The organism is Glaciecola sp. G7-5 (assembly GCF_055808975.1).
Map to the genome: position 1 here is coordinate 1450071 of NZ_CM147892.1, position 23043 is coordinate 1473113.

General features: G+C 41.5%; 12 protein-coding genes. 4 read left to right on the forward strand and 8 right to left on the reverse strand.

From position 1 onward, the window contains the following. Positions 1–24 precede the first annotated feature (24 nt). The 5 genes from AC0L6H_RS06265 to AC0L6H_RS06285 all read right to left on the reverse strand — a co-directional run bounded on the left by AC0L6H_RS06265 (position 25) and on the right by AC0L6H_RS06285 (position 9990). A complete protein-coding gene (locus AC0L6H_RS06265; protein WP_473393227.1) occupies positions 25–2754 on the reverse strand; it encodes a DUF1592 domain-containing protein in 2730 nt (909 codons plus the stop codon). Positions 2755–2776: 22 nt separating this feature from the next. Continuing rightward, positions 2777–4117, reverse strand: coding sequence for an L-fucose:H+ symporter permease (fucP, locus tag AC0L6H_RS06270; protein WP_473393229.1), 1341 nt, complete (start codon positions 4115–4117; stop codon positions 2777–2779). Positions 4118–4159: 42 nt separating this feature from the next. After that, the gene (locus AC0L6H_RS06275) at positions 4160–5518 is read right to left on the reverse strand and encodes a DUF1552 domain-containing protein (RefSeq protein ID WP_473393230.1); all 1359 of its coding nucleotides are present in this window, start codon (positions 5516–5518) and stop codon (positions 4160–4162) included. A 5-nt stretch (positions 5519–5523) separates the two neighbouring features. Then, positions 5524–9189 carry a DUF1592 domain-containing protein gene (locus AC0L6H_RS06280; RefSeq protein ID WP_473393231.1) on the reverse strand — a complete coding sequence of 1222 codons (3666 nt, stop codon included), beginning with the start codon at positions 9187–9189 and terminating at the stop codon, positions 5524–5526. A gap of 456 nt (positions 9190–9645) precedes the next feature. Then, complete coding sequence (locus AC0L6H_RS06285; RefSeq protein WP_473393232.1) at positions 9646–9990, reverse strand: hypothetical protein; 345 nt, start codon at positions 9988–9990, stop codon at positions 9646–9648. An 87-nt stretch (positions 9991–10077) separates the two neighbouring features. Here AC0L6H_RS06285 and AC0L6H_RS06290 point away from each other — a divergent pair, with 87 nt between their 5' ends. The 3 genes from AC0L6H_RS06290 (at position 10078) to AC0L6H_RS06300 (ending at position 17452) form a co-directional block, all read left to right on the forward strand. Further along, on the forward strand, positions 10078–15816 hold the full coding sequence (locus tag AC0L6H_RS06290; RefSeq protein WP_473393233.1) for a DUF6701 domain-containing protein: 5739 nt from the start codon (positions 10078–10080) through the stop codon (positions 15814–15816). Between the two features lie 364 nt (positions 15817–16180). After that, a complete protein-coding gene (locus tag AC0L6H_RS06295; protein WP_473393234.1) occupies positions 16181–16669 on the forward strand; it encodes an HD domain-containing protein in 489 nt (162 codons plus the stop codon). A 57-nt stretch (positions 16670–16726) separates the two neighbouring features. Beyond that, on the forward strand, positions 16727–17452 hold the full coding sequence (locus tag AC0L6H_RS06300) for an alpha/beta hydrolase (RefSeq protein WP_473393235.1): 726 nt from the start codon (positions 16727–16729) through the stop codon (positions 17450–17452). On the opposite strand, the gene AC0L6H_RS06305 is transcribed toward AC0L6H_RS06300, so the two are convergent. Next, positions 17449–18372, reverse strand: coding sequence for a hypothetical protein (locus AC0L6H_RS06305; RefSeq protein WP_473393236.1), 924 nt, complete (start codon positions 18370–18372; stop codon positions 17449–17451). The genes AC0L6H_RS06300 and AC0L6H_RS06305 overlap by 4 nt on opposite strands. 330 nt (positions 18373–18702) lie before the next feature. On the opposite strand from AC0L6H_RS06305, the gene AC0L6H_RS06310 reads away from it, so the two are divergent. After that, positions 18703–19254 (forward strand): demethoxyubiquinone hydroxylase family protein, encoded by a 552-nt coding sequence (locus tag AC0L6H_RS06310; RefSeq protein ID WP_473393237.1) that lies wholly within the window; start codon positions 18703–18705, stop codon positions 19252–19254. 291 nt (positions 19255–19545) lie between these two features. On the opposite strand, the gene AC0L6H_RS06315 is transcribed toward AC0L6H_RS06310, so the two are convergent. Then, entirely contained in the window at positions 19546–19752 is a 207-nt protein-coding gene (locus AC0L6H_RS06315; RefSeq protein ID WP_473393239.1) for a hypothetical protein, read from the reverse strand. A gap of 199 nt (positions 19753–19951) precedes the next feature. Next, positions 19952–22759 (reverse strand): TonB-dependent receptor, encoded by a 2808-nt coding sequence (locus AC0L6H_RS06320; RefSeq protein WP_473393240.1) that lies wholly within the window; start codon positions 22757–22759, stop codon positions 19952–19954. Positions 22760–23043: the final 284 nt, after the last annotated feature.

Consider the following 23043-nt stretch of genomic DNA (forward strand, 5'->3'; position numbering starts at 1 on the left):
GCGAGCACTCATCATTAGCAAATGCTATTTCGTTTTAAAAATGTCACTAGTCACCAGCAGTATGACTAGTGTTTCAAGCCCGTCACCTTGCATTCTAAGGTCGGCAGTAATACTTTCGATATTTGCTCGGTCTGAAAAGCTCAGCGGTCGGCCAAGTGCGAAAGTCGCCATTTTATTTACCATGGCCGAGGTGAATTGGTCTTGTCGGTTAGTGAGTAAATAGCGTTTAAGTCCGTCAATACCGTCGAGCTTCTCTTTATTAAAGAGTAAACTCGTGGCATCTACCGTCTTGCCATTTATTTCATCGCGCCAATTGCCAGTTGCATCGAAGTTTTCCATTGCAATACCCCAGGGGTCAATTTTCGCATGACACGACATACAAGCAGGATCGTTTCTATGATCCTCCATACGCTCCTTAAGCGTTAACTTGAGAATGTCGGGGTCGGTCAAATCTATTTCAGGTACTACCGGTGGAGCAGGCGGCGGTGGGTCGTTCAACACACTTTCTAATAACCAGATACCACGCTTTAAGGGGTTAGAGTCTGCACCGTCTGAGTTCATTGCCAACAAACCTGCTTGGGTGAGTATGCCACCTCTTATATCATTTGGCTTAAGCTCGACCTTTTGAAAAGCCTGCCCGTATATACCTTCCATTCCGTAATGCTGCGCTAACTCTTGGTTAACGATGGCGTAATCGGCATGAAGAAAATCCATCACACTATGGTTGTTATGTAACACTTCTTCAAAGAACGCAATGGGTTCTTGTTTCATTGCTTCTTGTAGACTTTCTCTAAAATCGGGGTATTCGGTTTTATTGACCGTTAAAAAATCAAGCAAATCCATATCTAACCACTGCCTGACAAAATGCTTTGAGAACCGTTCGCGGCGCGGGTCTTTAAGCATTCGCTTGGTTTGCTGAACCAGTTGCTTTGTATTGCTTAGCTCTCCTTTGGCCGCTAAATCAAGTAACTCTTGGTCGGGAATACTAGACCAAAGAAACATAGCTAAGCGATTGGCCAGTTCGTAGTCGTCAAGGGCGAGAGTCGTATCTGATTCAGATGGCGCTGTTTGTACCAAATACAAAAATCTTGGAGACGACAACACGGTGGCTAGCACTTCTATTACGGCTTGTTGGAAATCTTCAGAATTAGGACGAATACGCTCAAAGTATTTTACTTTTGCATCTAGTTGAGCATCGCTAATTTGCCGTCTCCACGCTCGTGGCATAAATTGACATAAAATTTCTCTTACATAGGCGCTTTCGTTCTCTGTATTAGTAGACGCGATAAATACATTCTTATGGGACGCCGGTGGCCATTGCTCATAAACGGGCGATGCTACTTCTACATAATCAAATTGAATATCTGCGCCTTTTTCAAATGAGGTATTATGAAGCCGAATATATTCTGATGGATTGGTTAATTTTGGGGCGCCCAATGCCACTGTTTTGCGAACAGGATTACGAGGGTATACATCACTTAGGTGAATATCCCATTGATAAAATGTGGGCTCACCCGGCGCTGCATCAATGACTAAGTCTTGCTCACTAATGCGAACAGAGCCTTTTGAGTTGTTACTACCTTGCCAGCCAAATTCCAGTGCAAGTCTTGGCACAAGATGAGGCTCATTTGACATTTTTGACGCTCGTACACGCACGCGCATGATGCCTTCATCGGGTAACTTATTTCCAAGTTCAACCACCATTTGTCGCCCTGCTGGAAGCACGGCAATATAGTCAGATGGCGCAGGTACTTCAGGGGCCGTTGTTGAAGGTGTCCATGCATTCAGCGCTCGGCGAAAATTCCATTTAGCGGGGAAATGTTCACCGGTGCTTGTGTTGAAATAATGCGTTTGGTCTTTTCGAACTTTGTTTGTTCTTTTTGGCGCTTTCGCTACTGGAGCCTTTGCTAGCTTGGTATCTTCTTTTGCTTCTTGCTCAATTACCTCGGCGTTTTCTACTGTTTGCTGAAGCTCAGCATCGAGCTGCGCACGTGTTTTCACTTTTCTCGTTGCTGCTTGCTTAGCTGATATTCCCCAATACAACATTTGCGGTTGCTCGCCACGTACAGTTGCTCTATTTAAGGCACTACGGTTTAACTCGAGGTAAGTGCTGTATTGTTGAGGCGAAATTTTTAGCATTTCAGAGCTGTTTTTGAAACCGTCTTCAGATGCCGGGTCAGGTGGCAGGTCATTTGAAAATGCTAAAGGAAGCCCTAGCAAATCTTGTAAGGCGTAGTTGTATTCATAGCTTGTCATTCTGCGAAATGATGAATGCCCGCCTTCGCTTCGGCGTATCTGTGAAGCTAGTTGAATTTCATCTGAGAGCCAATCAATCACTTTACTGCGGTCTTCACCGGCCATCTCAGGTGTTTCTTGTTCGTCTTCTTCATCTACGGGTGGCATTTCACCGTTACTCAATACGTCTACAACTTCAAGCCACCAGTCAACATCATCACCGCGTGTTAGGTTTGGATCGAGTGTATCCATTCGAAAATCGGCTTTTTGCTTTTTCTCGCCATGACAGCTGTAGCAAGTTTCTTTTAAGATTGGTTCAATCTCGTTTTGAAAGGTAGCCAAATCCGGTTCAGGAGGGCCTGCGTCTAGCGACTTAGCCTGTTTGATTTTGTACTTAGAATGAAGCGCACCGGCTGTTTTGAGCTCATCGAGCGTCGCAGAGGGAGCGGCAGCGATGGCTATATCTGCCGTGCTCATCACAATCGAAGTGCTTAGTAGTGCGCTTGTTATTAGTTTCATTTTTACTTTTCTGCTGTTTATCTTAAATTGAATCGTGCTCAAACCCTAAAGCGATTTCTCGTTTACGCGCAAAAATGCTGAAAACTAAAACTACAGTAAAGCAAGCCAGTGGTAATAAATAACTTATATTGACGTTACCGGTTTGATCAATAATCCAGCCTTGTAACGGCACTAAAATAGCACCGCCTAAAATAGCCATAATGATGAAAGACCCGCCCAGTTTACGATCTTCACCAACACCCGTTAAGCCCAACCCGTAAATGGTTGGGAACATAAGTGACATACATGAAAAACAGCCAAGCAGCGCGTAAGTGCCAATGTCACCACCAACAAAAACTGCAATGCTGACCAATACGATGGCTAGACTCGCCATGATGGTGAGCAAACGTGTGGGCCTGATGTAGGTCATTAAAAACGTACAAATAAAGCGAAAGCAGGTATAAACGCATAAACCATAAAACACGTAGTCACCCGCTTCTGCCACACTGCTGATGCCTGAAAGATTATCCATTATGTACTTTATCGCATAAGTCCAAACACCAATTTGACAACCCACATAGAAAAACTGAGCCACCACGGCAAACTTCCAGTTAGTGTTGCTTTTCAAACGATTAAACGACGCTTTTAAACTGCCAAATTTTTCGCCCGACTTCGCCACAGGGAATCGCGTAATAAATATAATCGCAGCGAGGCTTAGGGCGACTAGCGCAACTATAATATATGCGGTCACTACGTTGCCTAACTCTTGCGCTTGGATGTTGTTTAATGCCTCTGCCGACATTGCTGCTCGGTCTGATTCGGTCGCCGCATTTAATCCTTTCAAAATGACTTCTTTACCTAAAAACACACCCATCAATACACCAATTGGATTAAAGGCTTGTGCTAGGTTTATGCGTTGGGTCGCGGTTTCTTCAGGGCCCATTGACATGATGTAAGGTGCAGCAACGGTTTCTAAAATGGCGCAACCTGCAGCAAAAACATAAAAGGCGAGTAAAAAGAATTCAAAACTCATTGCTTGGCTGGCGGGATAGCACAAAATAGCGCCGGCAGCGTAAACCGTTAGGCCCGTCAATACACCGTTTTTATAACTATATTTTTGAATTAGGTAGGCAGCTGGCAAGGCCATACAAAAGTATGCACCGTAAAAAGCAGATTGAATAAACGATGATTGAAATTGGCTCATACTTAGCACTTGCTGAAAAGCCGGCACCAGAAGGTCGGTCATATTATTCGCCGCACCCCATAAAGCAAAACAAGCGGTAATTAACACAAATGGCCATAATAAGCCGGGTGAAATGATTCTTGGTTTTGTTTCTGCAGGAGCGATAAATTCTGCTGCGGCCACTTTTGGGTTTACTTCCATCGTTTTTCTCACTGTTTGTTTTTTATTCTAATTGGGCTAGATTTACACTGAAAACAGCTTGTCTAATCCGGCTGTATGTTCATTGCTATCGGCGAAATGTTTAGTTGGTACCTTGGCAGCGTTCAGCATTTTGACGAACAAATTAGACATATGAACCTCGTCTGAAAACTTATGGAAGCTGCCATGCTGTAAGCCCATATTTTTGCCACCAGCAAGTATTAACGGACAGTTACGTGCGTTGTGGGTGCTGCTACAAGGGTTACCGTATAATACTTGGGTGTTGTCGAGCAAAGAGCCAAACTGATCTTCGGTGTTTGCCATGCGTTCAATAAAATAACTAAAATGGCTTGCTAACCATTGGTCGTACTGCCCCCATTCTTGCCAATGGCCTGTCGCTTTATCGTGACTGATTTGGTGATGGCCTTTTTTCATGCCCAAGGCAATTTTAGGGTAGGCATCACCTAATCCCATGCCGTCTTCACGAGAGATCATATACGAGGCTACCTCGGTTAAATCTAATTGAAATGCTAAAACGATTAAATCAAACATGGTGCGAATGTAGGCTTGGGGATCAATTTTTGCGTCAACCGCTAAATCTATGTGGTCACTACTAAAATCAGCTAAGGGAATATTAAGCCATGCCTCGTTACGTTTTATTTGGCTTTCCAAATCACTTAATGAATCGAGGTGTTGGGTTATTTTTTCTTGGTCATTAACGCCAAGTTTCTTTTGTAAGCGTTTTGCATCTTCAAGTAATAAGTCGACCACTTTTTGGTCGCGCTGCAAGCTTTTCTTGCGCTCAGCAGAACTACTATTGCCGTTTATAGAGAAGTAGCGTTCGAATATGAGCCGGTGGTTGTGCTCAGATGGTATGGCATCACCCCGTGCATTAAACGATAAGGTTGATGCTCTTGATTTAAAACCCACACCGCCGTCTGCAGATAAAACCAGTGAGCGATAGCGGGTGTTGTGTTGCTTAATGGATGCAGCAAGCTGATCCACAGAAATACTATTATTGTAGTCTCCTCTAACATCACCGGCAGTTAAAAAAGTATCGCCCGCGATATGGCCTAATAATTTTCGCGATCTTGGATGACTCAAGCCGCCAATAATCGACATATCTTTTCTAAAAGGGGCAAGAGAAGATAAAACATTGGTTAGTTCGTAATTTCTACCTTCGCCAAAAGGGAACCAATTCCATTGCTTGTATTGTGAATTTTCACCTGGTAGCGAAACACCGTTAGGGGTTGAAATAAAACACATACGTTTAGGCGCAGATGCACGTTGCCCAGCGTTAGGAAGTGTTTTTGCCATACACTCTAAAAACGGCAAGCAAGCAACAACACCGGCACCTTTTAAAAAGGTTCTGCGTTTGAGACTAAACCCTTTGTGATAATTCATGTTTATTACCCCTCACTTGGATTGTTATTGGCATATACAAATGCTTGGCTTTCAACAATAGCGTTTATGATGGTTTGCATCTGATAATCATCATTTTTTGCTTTGTTTAAGATTTCATTCAGTAAATCTTCATCATGAAAACTAACTTCTTTACCAAGGGCATAAGCGTATAAATGCTTAATCACAGATAAAGCGACTTGATCTTGTTGCTCAGCCAATAAATAGTTTTTAATTTCGCTTACACCTTTTATAGACGTGCCGTTTGGCAAAAATACTTGGTCGTCTATTGCTGCTCCTTTGTAGTTATCGCGTATGCGGCCCACTGCATCATATTTTTCAAATACAACACCATAAGGGTCGATTTTAGCGTGACAGTCACGGCATGACTCTTTATCTCTGTGTAGTTCTAATTGCTGCTTTAAGGTCAGGTTTTCAAAACCCGGTGTTTCAGGATCTAAATCTGGCACATTAGGCGGAGGTGGTGGCGGTTTATCGCCTAGTATTTTTTCTTTCAACCAAACGGCGCGTTTGACAGGGTGGCTATGCACGCCATCAGCATGACCGGTTAAAAAAGCGCCTTGTGATAACAAACCACTTCTGCCGTGATTCTCATTTAACGAAACCTTAGTAAATTGACTACCGTAAACATCATCAATGCCATAAAACTCTGCTAAATTTTGATTCAACATAGTAAAGTCTGAATCAACCACATTTAGCACCGACAAGTTTTCTTGAAGCAAAGTCTTAAAGTAATGCTGAGTTTCTAAGGCCATATCCTGTTTCACAAAACGGGTATAATCTGGGTAAGTCGACACATCAACAGTTTGGTTTTGTTGTCTATCTAAGCGCAACCATTGGCTGGTAAATACTTTGATAAATTTCATTACCTTATCGTCAGCTAACATACGCTGAATCTGCCCTGATAACTGCGAAGTAAGTTGCCCTTGCTTGGCTAAATTCATCAACTCGCTGTCAGGTGGTGAGTTCCATAAAAAATAAGACAAACGACTTGCGAGCGCATATTGATTATTCGCCTCTTGAGCCGTCTTATCCTCGGCAAGCATAAGGTCTTGATCAGGTTGCGCTAAATAAAGAAAGCTTGTTGAGGACAACACCACGACTAAGGTTTCTTTAATGCTTTCTTCAAAAACAGGGTAGTCGTCTTTAATGCTCAACCAGTAGTCCATATATAACGCTAGCTCGTCCTCAGAAACGGGTCTTCTGTAAGCCTTGCTTATAAAATTCTCTAGAATTTCTTGTGCATAATCGGTGGGGTCAGAGTGCTTGGAATCAACAAAGATATCTTGATGAGATTGACTCGGCCACTTCTCAAAATAAGGGGCTTCAAACTCAATATAATCAACATGCAATGAGCTACCTAAATCGGTGTCATTTTTAACTAAGTTGTTGTTCCATAGGCCAACTTTTAAGCTACTGCTGGTGATGTGATTACCTTCTGTACCATGAGGAGGTATGGGTAAATTTTCTAAGCGGCCGTAGAAGCTATAAACTTTTTCGTCGTCTTTAGTATTGGTGACGGTTACGCTTTCAGTAAAGGTTTTGTAGTCCATGCCATCGTCGGTTCGCGTCCCTATATAGGGAATAAGTTCAGCTTTCGCATCGGCAAATTTGCTGTTGTCATAATAATCAAGTTTTAAGGCCTTAACGTTTTTGTTATCGCTATTAATTTTAGTGAAAACAATATAGCTAAAACCTGAAAAGTTAACGTCACTGTTAATGCTGACTTTTAGCGTTTTGTCACGAATCAAAAAGGCAACGCCAATACTCGAACTAACAATTTCGCCAGGCGCCGCCTGACCCGTTGGGCGTATTGGCGCATTAAAGGTTATATCGTCATTAATGGTAACTGTCACACTGCTCATCGCATCGGATGTAACCTCAGGATGAACCAGGTCGATTTGAAAATAATCAGACCCTCTGCGAGGCACTTTTAGCTTTGCTTCTCCTGAAATATGCGCACTGTTATTGTCAGGAATGAGGGTGCTCGCTAATTTAGTAGATTTAACCAAGCCCTGTACATTGGTAAATTTAGTGCTTGGCAAAATCAGAGTGTTTCTGCCCGTTTTAGTTTGTTGAATGGGTTTATTGTTTTCGTCTAAATTAACCAAAGACTTCGCTTTTGCTAGTGCCGTGGCATTGATCAAAGGGAATTTGAAAGCCTCTCCTTTAGATGCTTTAACTCTAATGGCGAAGTCGCCCTCACTTGGATATTGATCTTTAATTTGCATAGCAAGATTAGGAGAAGGACCATGCCACGCGCCATATTTACCGCCTTCTGTTGTTTCTACATGCGGTAAGGCCGAAAGTAAGGTAATTCCTTCACTTTTGATTTGCAGTCTTTTTGGGTCAGAGCCTCGAAGGCTAGCGCTAAAATAGCGTTTTAACTCGTCGGTGCTTTGTTCTGCTTTCGCCTTGCCGTCACTTGATAAAATTTCGACGAAAAAGTCATCTCCATCGATGGGTAAATCTAAATAACCTCTAGAGGTCGTGTTGGGCTGTCCTTTACCAATTCCTTTTCCAAAATGCATTCGATAGTGGCTTACAGCAGGTTTTTCACCAATGTTGATAGCTTGGTCAAGGGCATTTCGAGCGATTTTTTGAAAGGTCTCTAAATGCAAAGTAGAAGAACTTAAAAGCTCAGCGTTGTTACTAAAGCCAATTTCCGATAAGGGATCGTCGGGGAGCTCACTGCCAAAATCAATTTTTACGCCTAATAAGTCTTGTAGGGTGTTGGTATATTGTTGTTTGGTGAGGCGCTGAATAACTTGCTTACTTTTTCCTTTTTTACTCTCTTTTGCCAGCGCGATGCCCTTTGTCATCCAGTCAACAATTAGCTGCCTTTCTTTATTACTGGGCTGTTGTTTTTTTGCTGGCGGCATTTCACCACTGTTGATCATATCCAATGCTGCATGCCATTGGGGAGCGTCATGCCCTGTAACAAAATCAGGGTTTAGCACCGATAGCTGAATGCCGCCTTTTTGCTGGTCTTGACCATGACATCCAAAACAATATTGTTCTAATAAGGGCTGCACGTTTTCAACAAAATGTTGGTCTTCAACCTGTGCTAAATCTATCGCCTTTTTCTCTTCAGGTAGCCATGATTTGATTGCACTGGGCGCATAGCGTGTTAAGTAAGTTTCACCATGCACCAAATTACCACCAGCATGTGCTGCAATAAATAAGGTCACGACTAAGGTCACTGTCGACAGCGCATATACAATACTAAGCGCTTTGACGCGGTTTCTAAGCGATGAGTGCTTTAAGCCTGTGCATATGAAGGTCAGCATCGCCACCGCAATACCGGCAACTAGGTGACTTTGGATTTCCTCAAAACTAAAGCCTTCATTTGACGCTAAGGTCATCCCTAATAACACCGTAGCGGAAACGGAAATACTCGCAAACCACCAAATATATAGGATGATTTCTGACATATTCTCAATTTGTTTTTTGCGAATAATAAATTCTAGGATAGGTATGAGTACGATTAGGGTAATCGGAAAATGTAAGACCAAAACATGAAATCGGCCTAAAAAACGCGTAACACCCTCGCCACTAACACCATCGAAGGGCATTATGAAGGCCACGCATAAAACCAATACCGCTAAACTAATCAGTATTGTGATAGGTGTTACTTTGTTACTTTTGGCCATTCATCCCTCGCGTATCGTACGCCTAATGCAAACTCTTAAAGAGATAGACGACTGTGTCCTTGTTTTTGCTAGCGCTTTAACAAGGCTTTTGATTGTGAAAATTAATACAGTTGCTTGAGCTTAGTATCCACTTTCTTCACATGAGTTTCTAGAACTTCATACAAAATTTACAGTATCTTTACATATAAAACTACCTTTAATGTTGTTCGCAAACGACACTTTATCATTCATGTAAAGTTAAGATTACAAAGAAAGGAAATAAAGAGCTTTATATGAGCTTTCGTGGAAACGTTATTTATTATAATAGATACAGGAGCTTAGAGGACTAAATTGAGCTTGATTCGGCTTCTTAAAAAGCGCGTGTATGTTTTAGTTTTATACGCAAAATATAAAAGATATCTTTATAGGTTATTTGTACCTTTGAACTTTTAGTTTCGGCGACACCAAAACCTTTCATCAGTACTGAGTTTTTTCGTTAATGTCTTTTCTTCGACGCTCTGCCGCCTCAAGCAGTAATATTTCTTGTTGCTCTTTTATAGATGCAGCTTGCTCTAGAAGCTCAATCTCAGAGCTTGTTCTTTCATGCTCCATATCTTCAAGTAAAACCTTATTTTCCGCAAGTTCCATCAGTTGACTGGATTTTATTAATTTTTGCTCCCTTAAGGCTCTATTATTTTGCTGTGCGGCCGTTAAAGACCTAAGTTGTTCATCTAAATTTGATGCGCTTTGATTATCTTTATCGCCTTGACTGCAAGATAGCAACAGTGCGGTACAGATAAATAATATTATAGGCTTAAGCATGACGTTTTATCTCCAATTTATATTAGTAATATACACAAGTATAAAATCTGATAACTATTTCAAGCTGAAAAGCCTTAGACTCCATCGATGAAAAAACCATTCTTTTTCTTCACCATCATAGTTGTGCTTGCTCTAATTACAGAGCATGTTCGAGCAAATGTATTAAATACCTCAACGCTGACTTTAATTGACAGTCAACATGACAATTCCACTTGGGCTGCCAGTAATTTGCTAGATGAAAATGCAAGTACTCATTGGTTATCGTCTTCGCTTACAAATGATTTAAACTTTTTATTGAGTGATAGCAATGAATTATTATGTTTAGCTGGATTTGAATTACGCAATTATGGTTACGACTCAACTTCTGTAAATCAATTTATGTTGCTTAGCGCCATCGATGAGTCCCTAAGTGCGGATTCAGGCGAAGAAGGTTGGAGACCCATAGTTGCAGATGCTAACCCAACGCAAAAACTTGATTATTTAAGTTGGGCTCAAGGTGCTCGGCTGGTGTCAATTGACAGTCAACTTAATAGCAGTAATTGGGGAGCAAAGAATCTAAACGACGGTAATATCAACTCTATATGGTTGTCGAATAAGTCAAATAATACTTTAGAATATAATTTTGATTCTGATTGGGACAGTGTTGCAGACAATTCAATCCACATAAGCGAATTTGAAATCATAAACTATGGTAACGATGATCGTTCGGTCAAAGATTTTCAAGTAGAAGTAACACAGGACGGTATAAACTGGGTGAAATTAGAGGTCCCAGGTTCAGTTGCTGGCGACTCCTCATATATTTATACTAGGAAAGATAACGGTGGCGTAATAGGCGCCATCGACAGTCAACACAATACGAGTAGTTGGGCTGCAGCAAATATACATGATGGCGATGCGAATAGTCGCTGGTTAAGCAACAAAACAAACAACATAATCGAGTTTACTTTTGACCCAAATAATAATGGCACAAGCGGTGCAGATGGTGACAGCGATGATCTTTTCAATATAAATCAATTTAGTATTCAGAACTACGGCAGTGACGACCGTTCTGTAAAAGAATTTCAAGTTGCAGTACAAACCTTGTCTAACCCTGCATGGGAAAAAATAAACGTACCTGGCGCATCCATTGGACAAACAGACTTTAACTTTGCGCTTTCTCACCATGGTGCCGTTTTAACAGAAATAGATAGTCAACACAATTCAAGCTCATGGGCGGCCGCTAATCTTCATGACGGTGATGCCAATTCTAGATGGTTGAGTTCTAAAGGAAACAATACCTTAGCCTTCCAGTTTGATATAAATGATAACGACATTGAAGCAGAGCCATCTGATCAATTTACCTTTGATAGATTTTTTCTCCAAAATTACGGTGCCGATGATAGAGCGATTAAAGACTTTCAGCTTGCTGTTAAAACATCAAGCAACACAACATGGAAAAAAATTGCTGTACCTGGTTCAGCGCCTGGAAGCCCTAATTTTAACTTTGTTCTGTCTCATCATGGCGGCAGCTTAGTCAACATAGACAGCCAACATAATACGAGTTCTTGGGCTGCGGCTAATATCCATGACGGAGACATGAATAGTCGTTGGTTATCGAGTAAATCAAACAATACGTTAGACTTCCAATTCGATATTGATGGTGATGGAGTCACAAGCACTTCTAATGATTACTTCTCTTTCGAAAGTTTCTATCTCGCAAATTATGGTAGTGACGACAGAGCCGTTAAAGATTTTCAAGTTGAAGTGAAAACTGCGTCCAACTCAAATTGGGTAAAATTGCCAGTGCCCGGCACTGCTGCAGGAGATCCTAACTTTGCTTTCTCAAATTCCGCTAATGGCGGCAGTTTAAGTGTTACCGATAGTGAATTAAATTCTACGAATTATGCCGCCAAAAACCTCCATGATGGAGATGCAAATAGTTTATGGTTGTCGTCAAAGGCAAGCAACACTCTTGCTTTTACCTTTGACACCGACGGCGATGGTATAAGCGGTGACAACATTAATTTAGATTCAATACAATTTATTAACTTTGGTACAAACGATATATCAATACAGACCTTTGAAATTGATATACAAATTTCAAACGGTGCATGGCAAACCGTTTCATCTCCTCAGGGCGGCACTATATTTACTGCCAATATGAATGCCGATTTACAGACCTGGTCTCTATCTCAATACAGTAACGTAACCGCTATACAAATTCGAACATTAACAAACTACGGTGACGCTTCTTACACGGGCGCACGTGAAATAACTTTTTTAGGTAACGCCGTAGGCCCATCACACACTTTTAGTGCCGCTATGAACGGAACCGGAGAAACCTTTGTTTTAGACAGTGCCTCGCAACCCATTAATGTAACTGATGTGCGCTTACGAACAATTAATAACCATGGCGATCCTGATTATATTGGTGCTAAAGAATTTAGAATACAAGGTGATTCAGTCAGCAAAAGCTATACTTTTAGTGCTGCCATGCAAGGCAATGGAGAAACCTTCGAGATTGATAGCGATGAAATTCCAGTAAACGTAACAGATGTGAAATTGATTACTATCAACAACCACGGCGATCCTGACTATATTGGCGCAAAAGAATTTAAATTATTAGGCCCATCAATAACGACGAGTAAAACGTTTGTTGCGCAGATGAACTCAGATGAACAAGTCTTTATTCTAGACTCTGGTGATGTCCCTGTTGATGTAACGGCGGTCAAACTAATCAGCATTAGCAATTATGGTGATGCTGATTATATTGGGATGAGGGAGTTTAATATAATTGGTCCGTCAGTTGTTCCATCCACCACCTTTTCACTTACTCAAAGCTCGCAAGTTCAATCCATAGAGTTGGATACTGAAGACCAAGTCGCTGATGTGCTTGGTGTTCGAATTAAGACTATCAACAATCATGGCGATGCTGATTATATCGGTATGGCAGATTTTAAATTATTGGGCACTGCAACAGGCCCAAGTTATATTTTTAGTGCTGAAAATATCACGACATCGCAAATATTCGACTTCGAGCCAACCAGTGTCGGTGTTTTACGTTTTCACAGCTTGAATAATCATGGTCATCGGGATTATATAAGGGCGACTGATTTTGGTGCCTTTACTGGTGTTTGTAAAACTGCGCAATGGCGCATGGAAGATGGTGTGTGGAGCGGTTCTTCAAATGAAGTACAAGATAGCACTAGCGGTGGCTACCATGGAAAAGCAATAGGCGTGAACAATGGTGGTTTACCGACTATTGCGCAATCGGAGCCAGCATTAGTTGGCGACCCTGGCACTTGTACTTACGGAGAGTTTGATGGTGTCGACGACTACGTTGAAATTGCTAACGGTGATGGCTTGGATGAACTTTCAAAATTCACGGTGGCGGCATGGATTAAACCTAATAGTATTTCGCAAACCAATGGTGGTGACAGCCGCGGTATATTTTCGAAACAAGGAGATACAGATGGCGTCAGATCTTTAGCTGCATTTTTCAATAATAGTAGCGGCAATAAGTTAAACGTGGACATTGTTGGTGATGACGATAGATTTGTTTCCAATACCAGTTTCAGTATCGACACTTGGTACCATATAGCGATTGTTTACGATGGCAGTAAAGGGGAGTCCGAAAGAGTAAGTTTATACGTGAATGGTCAATTGGACGGCACTTTCTCTGAGTCGAGTGCTGAAATTCCCGATACCAATGGCAAATTTTATATTGCAAACCTATATTCTTCTTTCAACCAGAATAATGTGTTTGCTGGAGCGATAGATGAAGTAAATTTCAAAGCAATTGCTTTGCAGCCATCTCAAATAAACTCCCTAATGAATCAAACGAGGCCATGTACTGCTCCATTACATCATATTCAAATTGAGCATGATAACAATGCGCTAACTTGCAGCCCGCTATCCATGACGCTCAAAGCCTGTGTTGATGCCGCCTGTGATTCTCTAGCGCAAGTTGATGTAAATGTTACGCTATCGTCAACCCATATGAACTCGAGTTGGAGTCAAAGTACTATCTTAATTCCGGCTCAGCAAAGCGCAGAAGTAGAGTTGACTCATACCGATGCTGGGTTAATTACGATTGATGCCACTCCTGACATAAGCACGACTGAACCTACGAGCTGCAGTCCAAGTTGCGACATAGAGTTTTCAGAAGGAGGCTATGTTGTTAGCCTCGAAAATCATCAATCATGTGAAAGCGCTGAACTAAGTATTCGAGCCGTAAAAATGAGTGACACCAGCACCAGTTGCTCAAGTGCATATAATGGAAATCAGCCTATAGATTTTACTTTCAATTATGAAAATCCTACGAATGGTACTATTTTGCCTATGCTAGACGGCACTGCAATGGCAGCAAGCGGGGCTGTGCAAAATAGAAATATTACTTTTGACGCCAATGGAAGTGCTACCTTGAGCTTTAGTTATAGAGATGCAGGAAAAATCTCTATAGACGTAAGCGATCCTGCTAACAATGGTTTATCACCCTCTAGTGTCGTTGCGGTTGTTAGCCCAGCAAAAATACTTGTGTATAGTCCAGATGAAGAGGCTCAGTGTGTTAGTGGTGATGCTAATTGTTCGGTATTTAAAAAAGCAGGTGAAGAATTCAATCTAGCGGTAGCGGCGTCCTGTAGTGACAACAGCATCACACCTAATTTTAAAATGAATGATATTCCTTTGTCTATTCAAACTGTTGCGCCATTGCTAGGTAACCCCGTGTCACTTGGTGTAACAACGGTGAGTATCACTGATAGTGATGAGGGAAAAAATATAGAAAACACGCAAACTGTGTCAGAAGTTGGCGTATTTACGATTACTGCTACTCCACCAACAGCCGCTTATTTTGGTCAAACAGTTCCTTCTGGAACGAGTGAAAATCTTGGTCGTTTTACGCCCAGTCATTTTGATTTACAAATAACCGAGAATGGTATACTCAGCAGTGGTAATGGTTTCGTCTACACTGGGCAAATGCAAACTTCAAACACTAGCGAAGGAAAGTTAGGCTATCTTATTGAGCCGCAATTTACTGCTACTGCAAAGTCGCTGTCTGGCAGCACCATGCGAAATTACGCAGATACCTTCATGAAGTTAGCAGTAGACAGCGCGGATAAAGTTATACCAAGCAGTGACAATTTGCAGTTAGGTGCAGACGGTATTAATAAAGTTACGCTGAGTGCTAGTTTGCAAGCGCTTAATATGGATGCAGAGGATGGTGTCGCCACCTTCACATTCTCAAGCAACGATCATTATACATACACACGCAATGCAAACGCATTGGTGGCGCCTTTTATAGGCAATATATCGCTTATTATCAATGGACTTGAAGATGCGGATTCGGTTTTGGGCGTAGATACAGATAGCGACGATACCAACGGTTTGTTGAGTTTGAATCCTAGTGGCGAGGAAGTCAGGTTTGGACGTTTATTTATCGAAAACGCATTTGGCCCAGAAACTCACCCAATAGCGGCCCCTATGTATGCTCAATATTGGGACGGAAATACTTTTATAACAAATCGACTCGACCATTTTACGTCAATAGATCCTAGCGCCAATGCAACCATCACAGATATAAGTCTTATGCCAGCAACTACGTCACTTTTCGAGCCGGGACTTTCGAGTTTCATTTCTGGCGAAACAGAGGTTTCATTAACAGCGCCTGGTGAAGGAAAGCAGGGCGAGGTTAAATTGACCTATGACACAGATGCATGGTTGCGCTATAACTGGAGCGATCCTGGTAATCTTGTAGATGGTTCGTTTGATGAAAATCCTTCCGCAATCATTCGTTTTGGTCTATATCGTGGGGACGACCGAACATTTCATTGGCGCGAACAATTTTAATTCCAATCCAAGGCACTTTACCTAGCATTAAAGAGGCGACTTGGTAGCTTATTTAGGAACTGACTGGGCAGATCCTTTTTTAGAGCGGGTTAAAAACGATAATTTGCCCTAAGCGCTACGGCATTTCCAGACCCTAAATCGATACCGTTGATTGCGCTTCATTTGATTCTTGCCGCTCAGCCATGCTAACTAAACCTTTATACCGGGCATCCATAGTAAGCGCGGAAAAGTCATAGGGGTTATTACTAAAAAAATAGTAAGCTAGTAAAATGGATAAAGGAGAAGGTTTTCGCAAAGTAAAAATTTCTTGTAGTTACAATTTTCCACTTCATACTAAGTGCTAGAAAATCAACAGAAGCCCACTATGAAAGAAGAAGCTAGATGCTACGCTAATAAGGCTCACGGCGCTCAAAAATATGGCGACTATCCTTATTCTGTCCATTTAGACGAGGTTGCTAAAATAGCTCGCAAATATGGGGAACAAGCTGAGGTAATAGCATATTTACACGACGTAGTTGAAGATACCGACCGTACCGAGGAAGACATCGAAAAAGAATTTGGCTCTTTGGTAGCTAGGTGCGTTTCTATCTTAAGCGATGAGCCGGGTGAAACAAGAAAAATACGCAAAGCAGCAACGTATAGAAAAATGGCTCTAGTCAAAGGTGAGGAGTCTCTTGCCTTGTTAGTAAAGGCTGCTGACCGGCTAGCTAACATGAGAGCATGTATTAGGATTCAAGACGAAAATTTTCTAAATATGTACAAATCAGAGCATAAAGTATTTCGCGAATCAGTATATAGGCCAAATCTTTGTGAAAGTATTTGGCAAGAAATTGAAAAGATACAAAATGCTTAATAAGCGCTTTCATCGAACACCGGAATGGTAGTTAGCGCGCAATGTCGAGGATAGACTATGAAGAAAAGCTTATTAATTTTAATTTTTTACTTATCTAGCGCATCGTCTATGGCTGAAGAGTGTGTTGTATTACTTCACGGTATGGCTCGTAGCGATAGTTCTATGAGCAAAATGGAGACGAAACTTACAGACGCTGGATATGATGTCGTGAATTTTGACTATCCTTCAACCAAGTATAATATTGAAAAGTTAGCTACAGACTTCCTTCCTAATGCAATAGCTCAATGTAAACCTAACGCAGTTATAAATTTTGTGACTCATTCCCTTGGTGGGATTGTACTGCGTAAATATTTAAGCGATAACAAACTAGAACAACTAGGCAGAGTGGTCATGTTAGGTCCGCCAAATAAAGGAAGCGAAGTTGTTGATAAGCTCAAGAATGTGCTGGGTTTTAAATTTATTAATGGCCCAGCGGGTTTGGAATTAGGCACCGATAAAACAAGTGTTCCAAACATACTTGGGGCAGTCACTTACCCTGTAGGAATAATAGCCGGCAGCTCAACGATAAATCCTATCCTTTCTCTAATGCTTCCAAATCCTGATGACGGCAAAGTATCAGTGGAAAACACGAAGCTTAAAGGAATGGCTGATCATATTATTGTCCCAGTTTCGCACCCTTTTCTTATGCGAAATGACGATGTCATCAAGCAGGTTAAAATGTTTCTAGCAACTGGAGCGTTTCAACATAATGACGATGAAAGCAGCGCTGTGGTAAGAGATTAAGGGGTCTGACTCTTACCCTTTGATTCTCTGCGACAGTACAAAATGAATGGGATGGTAGTAGCAAATAGCCAAAATGTTAGAGGTGCTGGAACTTCTGTTATATCAGATACTGAAACAAAGCCCTTAATAGTATACGTAAGCTCAGGCCAAGTTATGGTTTCTGAAGCTGTATAGGTACCCTCTGGTAATGTTACTTGGTCTTCATAGGTGTGCTCGCCAGCAATTTGAATATAGGACCAAATTTGGGAATTGTCAGAGTTTTGAGTAACACTCATCTCTACTGTGGTTGCTGTTGCTTCACCAGGTGCTGAAAAAGTTTCTACAGTCCCATCATTGTTTACGTCTTGTTCCCAGTCGTGAGACTCTGCATTCGGATGGACATTTGGGTCTACTATCTGTATTGCTGGTGCTGAATCATAATCTGGATCATTTGGTTCGACGGTTGGGTCAGCGTCAAGATCCATTCCCCAGAGATTTACCGCGTGACCATTTCCATCTTGATCGAACATTAACAGAATTATTAACTCATCATCTAACCACTCGTTGGTTAAGTTCTCATAGGTCAATCGAGACCCTGAAAAAGTTTTAATATCAGCAGTAAGATCCCATCTTTGCAGCATCGAAGCCATGGCTGATGTGAGGTTTGACGCAGATCCAGCATTTTCGTCGCCGCTTGAATCCCATAGGCTATGGAAGTCCTCTTGAGCACCTCCAACATCGGTAACATCGATGCCTAGTTGCGGCTGCTGTTCCGCGACATGTGCTAATAAATTAATAGCAGCAACGTCAATACAACAAGAGGGGTTGCCAACGTACCCTGAATCTTGAATGGCTCCTGGTAGGGATGTAATGGGCATTGCCCAAGTTGGCGCAGTGAGAGCGCCAATAAAAAAAGCAATCAATTTTGGATAGATTTTCATTGGTAAGTCTCTATATAGGTTAGCGTTAGTGCAAAATGCAAGAACATGGTTAAACAAATATACAATACGCTAAGGTTTAATTATTGATAGAGATCAAAGATTTAGCTTGGAATAGGATTTTGAACTACAACACAGTAAAGAGTCTAATGAGGAAAACAAACGGTACTGATTAAATGCGGCAAACACATCATTAGAAGTATGAACCACCTTTTCAGACCTCGTACCTAATAATTTACGCTCGTATCGGCAATTCTGCTTTCTCAGCTATCGGCGCTGATCTACTTATATTTTTCGCGGTAAAAAATGTACATAGATAAAGTTAGGACGAATATGGAAACAGCAAAGCCAACAGCGCTATCATCATTAAGTAAAGCAGAGCTGAGAGCTAGCCACGCTGGTGAGACCGGGGCGGTCTGGATTTACCGTGGAATACTCGCTGTGAATTGGTTAATAATGGATGATGATGTCGTTAAGTTTGCTCAACAACATCTAAATACTGAAAAGCAGCATCTAGAAGGGTTTGAGCAGATTATTCATCACTTCAGGGGAAGTTTGCTGCTTTTGTTCTGGGCTGTTGCTGGATTTATAACAGGTGCCGTTCCGGCCTTATTCGGCAAAAACTATGTTTTTTACACCATTTATTGCGTGGAATCTTTCGTAGACGAACATTATCGCACGCAAATAGAACGATTACGCACCGATGCACACCCTGTTATGGTTTCATTTATGAAAAAAATGAAGAACTACCACGCAGATGAACGTCACCACAAGCAAGAGGCGTTGCAGTCTATGACCACACAACCCTCACGCCTTATGAAATGGTGGGGTGTGCTTATCGGTAAAGGTTCAGCAAGTGCGGTTGCGCTTGCTAAGATAATATAAGCTATTGCAAGATGGGAAGTATATCAAGAGAACGAAGAGATAAAGCCTGCGGCCGCTGCCGAGTTATTGCAAGCAAGCTATTTCGCGTGCGTAGCTCTGCTACCGAGCCATGGATGTTTTTGTGCCAAGCCTGTCAGCAAACATTAAAAGCCAGCAGTAACACTTATGTCTATGGTGGTACGTGGAAAAAGAAAAAGCGGAACTAGGACCAAGGACTCTGACCCTTTGATTCCCTGACCCTTTGATTCCCTTTGATTCCGCTTTGCTTTGTAATACGGGTGTTAGACGCTATTAAAAACCAGCTTCAACGCACTTTTCTTGGCGCTTTTGAAGGTTTTTTAATTTCTTCTCGTTGTCACCTGCCTTTTCGATCATCTTGACAATCTTGGCACAACTTTTTTCAGACGGAACGAATTCTTTCTTTTCTTTTTTCTCAACAGCCACAGATAAGCTAGAAACCGTTAAAATTGCAGCTAGTGTCATTATTCTTAAAATCATTTTTTTATCTCTCTACTTGTTCATTATTTTATACAATTGTTTATTGCATCGTTCGGTAATAATAAACGCAGCGTTTACTGTCAACGGCGAGCGAGCGCAATCATACTCTCAAAAATAAAACGGCCTAGCGCCTTTACGCAAAATTTACATATTTCGAATAAAACTAACAAAGGCCGTTAATTTACCTATTAACTACAAATTAGAATTTGTAGTTAAGCCCTAATCTAATGTCTCTACCGCTATGAGACATTTGATACGTTCTCCATGTGGGTACGTCGTTTTCTAAGGCGTTACCCTCTGTCAAAATTGGTGGTAAACCGGCACCTGGATTGGGTTGCTCCAATAAGCGAGTAATAAAGGTGCGATCATAGGTGTCTGTAAGGTTGGTGATGGCCAATGTGAAAGATAAATTTTTACTGGCTTTATATCGTCCAGAAAAATCGACTGTTGAGCGCGCATCAGCCCATATGGAACCGCTTTGATTTACTGGATCTACGAGCCTTTCAGAACGATAGTTATAAGCTAAACGTGCAGACCAAGCCTGATTTTCCCAGTACAACGTAGTATTAACGGTATCCTTTGATGTATTTTGCAAAGGAAATCCACTTAGCAATTCTGATGTACCTGCGTCTTGCTCAGCATCAACAAAGGTCGCTTCACTATCGGTGTAGGTATAATTCACGATAGTACCGAAATACTGCCAAAAACCAGGTAAAAAGCTGAAGTCTTGTTGATAGGACAATTCTAGGCCTTTAACAAAACCACCATCACCATTGACCGAGGTTGTTGTCTCCAAATCTATTAGCAAGTTACACAAGGTTAAGTCCGTAACCTCTTCTGGACAGGGGAAGGTCACTTCTTCTGTTTTGGTGTAGGTTAATGAGTCAATATCCTTATAAAAAGCAGCTGCCGAGACCATCGCGGTGTCTTGGAAATACCATTCCCATGATACATCAAAGGTGTTTGCTAAGGTCGGGTCTAAAAATGGGTTACCGGCTATGGCTCTTGGATTTGCTCTATTTTGCAGAATGATGTTGTTGCCTGGTCTTAACTTAGATGCTTTTGGTCTTGCCATTACTTGTGCTGCACTAAAACGTAAAAGCATTTCTTGGGAAAGCAAATATCGCGCATTAAAGCTTGGTAAAACGTTTGTATATGTATTGCCGCCTTCACTAGCAACGGTAAGTTGTGTTGGCGTTGCATTTGCTGGGAAGCGGTAACCCGAGTTTCCTCGTGACCAGTTTTTAGTTTCTACAACGCGAACACCAAAATCTCCACTGAGCTTGCCATCTAACATATCAAAGTTAGCCATTACGTAAGCAGCAAGGGTTTCAAATTCGGACGAACCTGTGCCCAATTCGTCTTGTTCTATCTCAGGGTTAGCAAAGTATCTATCAAATATGTCTACCATGTTAGGTACAGGCCAGCTTCCGCCCTGCACGCCATCCACCCGTTGCATAAAATTGTCTGCAGGAAATACATCAGCGTTGTCAGCTAAATATTCAACCACACCCGCTTCTAAGCTCGTTGAAAAAGACGTAACTTGAGAGGCTCTATCGTTTTTATACCACTTGGCGCCAAAAGCGACGCTCACGATAGGCCCCAAATCAACATCACCTTCCATATCTACTTGAAATGAATAACTGTCGTTGTCGGCGTCACGTTCGTCAAACCATATTTGCGCTAGGGGCAAGGTTTCGGCGTTCCAATGTGAGTCACCGGTTTCTTCGAAAGTAAAAATAGGCCCAAGTAATATATTGCCGCTTTCATCTACCCATGAAGATGTTGCAGGCTCCCTAACCGTTGCGGCGTTGTAGTTTAGTCGGCGATTTACCGGCCAATAGTCTTTAGTTGCGCTGTAACCTAGGCTTGCATTTAAGGTCCAATCACCATCAAATAACACGTGTTGGTAATTTAAACCAATCACGGTTGAGTCACTTGTGGTCTCTTGTTTTCTGGATAAAATATTACCACTAGCAACATCATTATGACTAACAAAGGAGGTTGCCGACTCTGCATCCCAAAGGTTATCTGCTCGCAAACCTGTAATGCGCATTTGATGTTGTAAAGAATCTTTTGTTTGGCGTGAAAACGACACGTCTAACCAAACACTATTGTTTTCGGTGGGGCTATATTGAAGTGTTGTTGTGCCACCTACGCGAAGCCGGTCTAACAACTGAATGTTTTTTTCGACGCCAGTTGGTTCAAAACTGCTGATAACGCCATAAACTTCGCCTGTTGCATAATCAGTCGCGGTTGTATTTCGGTATGCCCAGCCATAGTTTGTTTGTTTATCAAGGCGAGAGTAGCGTCGGTCGTAAAAGAAGGCGGCTGTTATGCCAAATTTATTATCTAAATAGTTTTGACCAAATGAGCCAGACACTTTTATATCGGTTTTTTCGGCTAAATCATTGTATTTTGCTTGTACCGATAATTGGACTTTTTTATCTTTGATGTCTAGCGGCTTCCATGTGCTGAGCTTGACTGTGCCGCCTAAACTACCTTCATCTTGATTGGCACTAGGCGTTTTTATGACTTCAATTGACTTGAGCATATCTGCAGACATACTAGAAAAATCAACTGCGTTGTCGTCACCTGTACTATTCATGGTAACGCCGTTCATTTTTACATTGTTAAAACTACCTTCTACACCACGGATGGTAATTGTGCTGCCTTCGCCATCAACATTTTCAATGCCAATGCCTGTTATTCTTTGCATCGCTTCTGCGATATTTTCATCGGGCATCTTACCCATGTCTTCTGCAAATATCCCATCGGTAATATTTTTTGCAAAACGTTTTGCGTTTAGTGTTCTTGTTGCACTTCCTCTAAACCCTGTAACTTCAATAACTTCTGTTTCATCTTCTGTTGTATCTGCCGCAACATCTTGGTCTTGCGCGTAGGCTATATTGCTTGACCCTAGTAAAAGCGGGAAAAGCGCTATGGATATAGCCTGTGCTACTTTGTTTTTCGGTGTTCTCGTGTTGCGTCTGTAATCAATAATCATTATGTTGTTCCTAGTATAGTTGATTGCTGTTTGTGTGTTTTTAAATATAATATACCCATTATGTAAATCCGTCGATTACAAAATGCTTACATGCTAAAGATTATTTTTCATCATTTCTTAACAGCTTTATAACAAAAAGATACAAGCTAATAGAGAACTTCTGTTTTTATTACATAAAAAGCATTTTTGGTAGGCAAGAATAGCGTTTATTTTGTGTGGTTTTATATATGATTGGTCATGTTGTTGGGGCACGAAGGCCGAATAACTGCCAAAATAAAGTGTGT

Coding starts and splice junctions, on each gene's coding strand:
- AC0L6H_RS06315 (WP_473393239.1), bottom strand. CDS start 19,752: ATGATTTTAAGAATAATGACACTAGCTGCAATTTTAACGGTTTCTAGC.
- AC0L6H_RS06300 (WP_473393235.1), top strand. CDS start 16,727: ATGAAGAAAAGCTTATTAATTTTAATTTTTTACTTATCTAGCGCATCG.
- AC0L6H_RS06275 (WP_473393230.1), bottom strand. CDS start 5,518: ATGAATTATCACAAAGGGTTTAGTCTCAAACGCAGAACCTTTTTAAAA.
- AC0L6H_RS06305 (WP_473393236.1), bottom strand. CDS start 18,372: ATGAAAATCTATCCAAAATTGATTGCTTTTTTTATTGGCGCTCTCACT.
- AC0L6H_RS06295 (WP_473393234.1), top strand. CDS start 16,181: ATGAAAGAAGAAGCTAGATGCTACGCTAATAAGGCTCACGGCGCTCAA.
- fucP (WP_473393229.1), bottom strand. CDS start 4,117: ATGGAAGTAAACCCAAAAGTGGCCGCAGCAGAATTTATCGCTCCTGCA.
- AC0L6H_RS06285 (WP_473393232.1), bottom strand. CDS start 9,990: ATGCTTAAGCCTATAATATTATTTATCTGTACCGCACTGTTGCTATCT.
- AC0L6H_RS06280 (WP_473393231.1), bottom strand. CDS start 9,189: ATGGCCAAAAGTAACAAAGTAACACCTATCACAATACTGATTAGTTTA.
- AC0L6H_RS06265 (WP_473393227.1), bottom strand. CDS start 2,754: ATGAAACTAATAACAAGCGCACTACTAAGCACTTCGATTGTGATGAGC.
- AC0L6H_RS06290 (WP_473393233.1), top strand. CDS start 10,078: ATGAAAAAACCATTCTTTTTCTTCACCATCATAGTTGTGCTTGCTCTA.
- AC0L6H_RS06310 (WP_473393237.1), top strand. CDS start 18,703: ATGGAAACAGCAAAGCCAACAGCGCTATCATCATTAAGTAAAGCAGAG.
- AC0L6H_RS06320 (WP_473393240.1), bottom strand. CDS start 22,759: ATGATTATTGATTACAGACGCAACACGAGAACACCGAAAAACAAAGTA.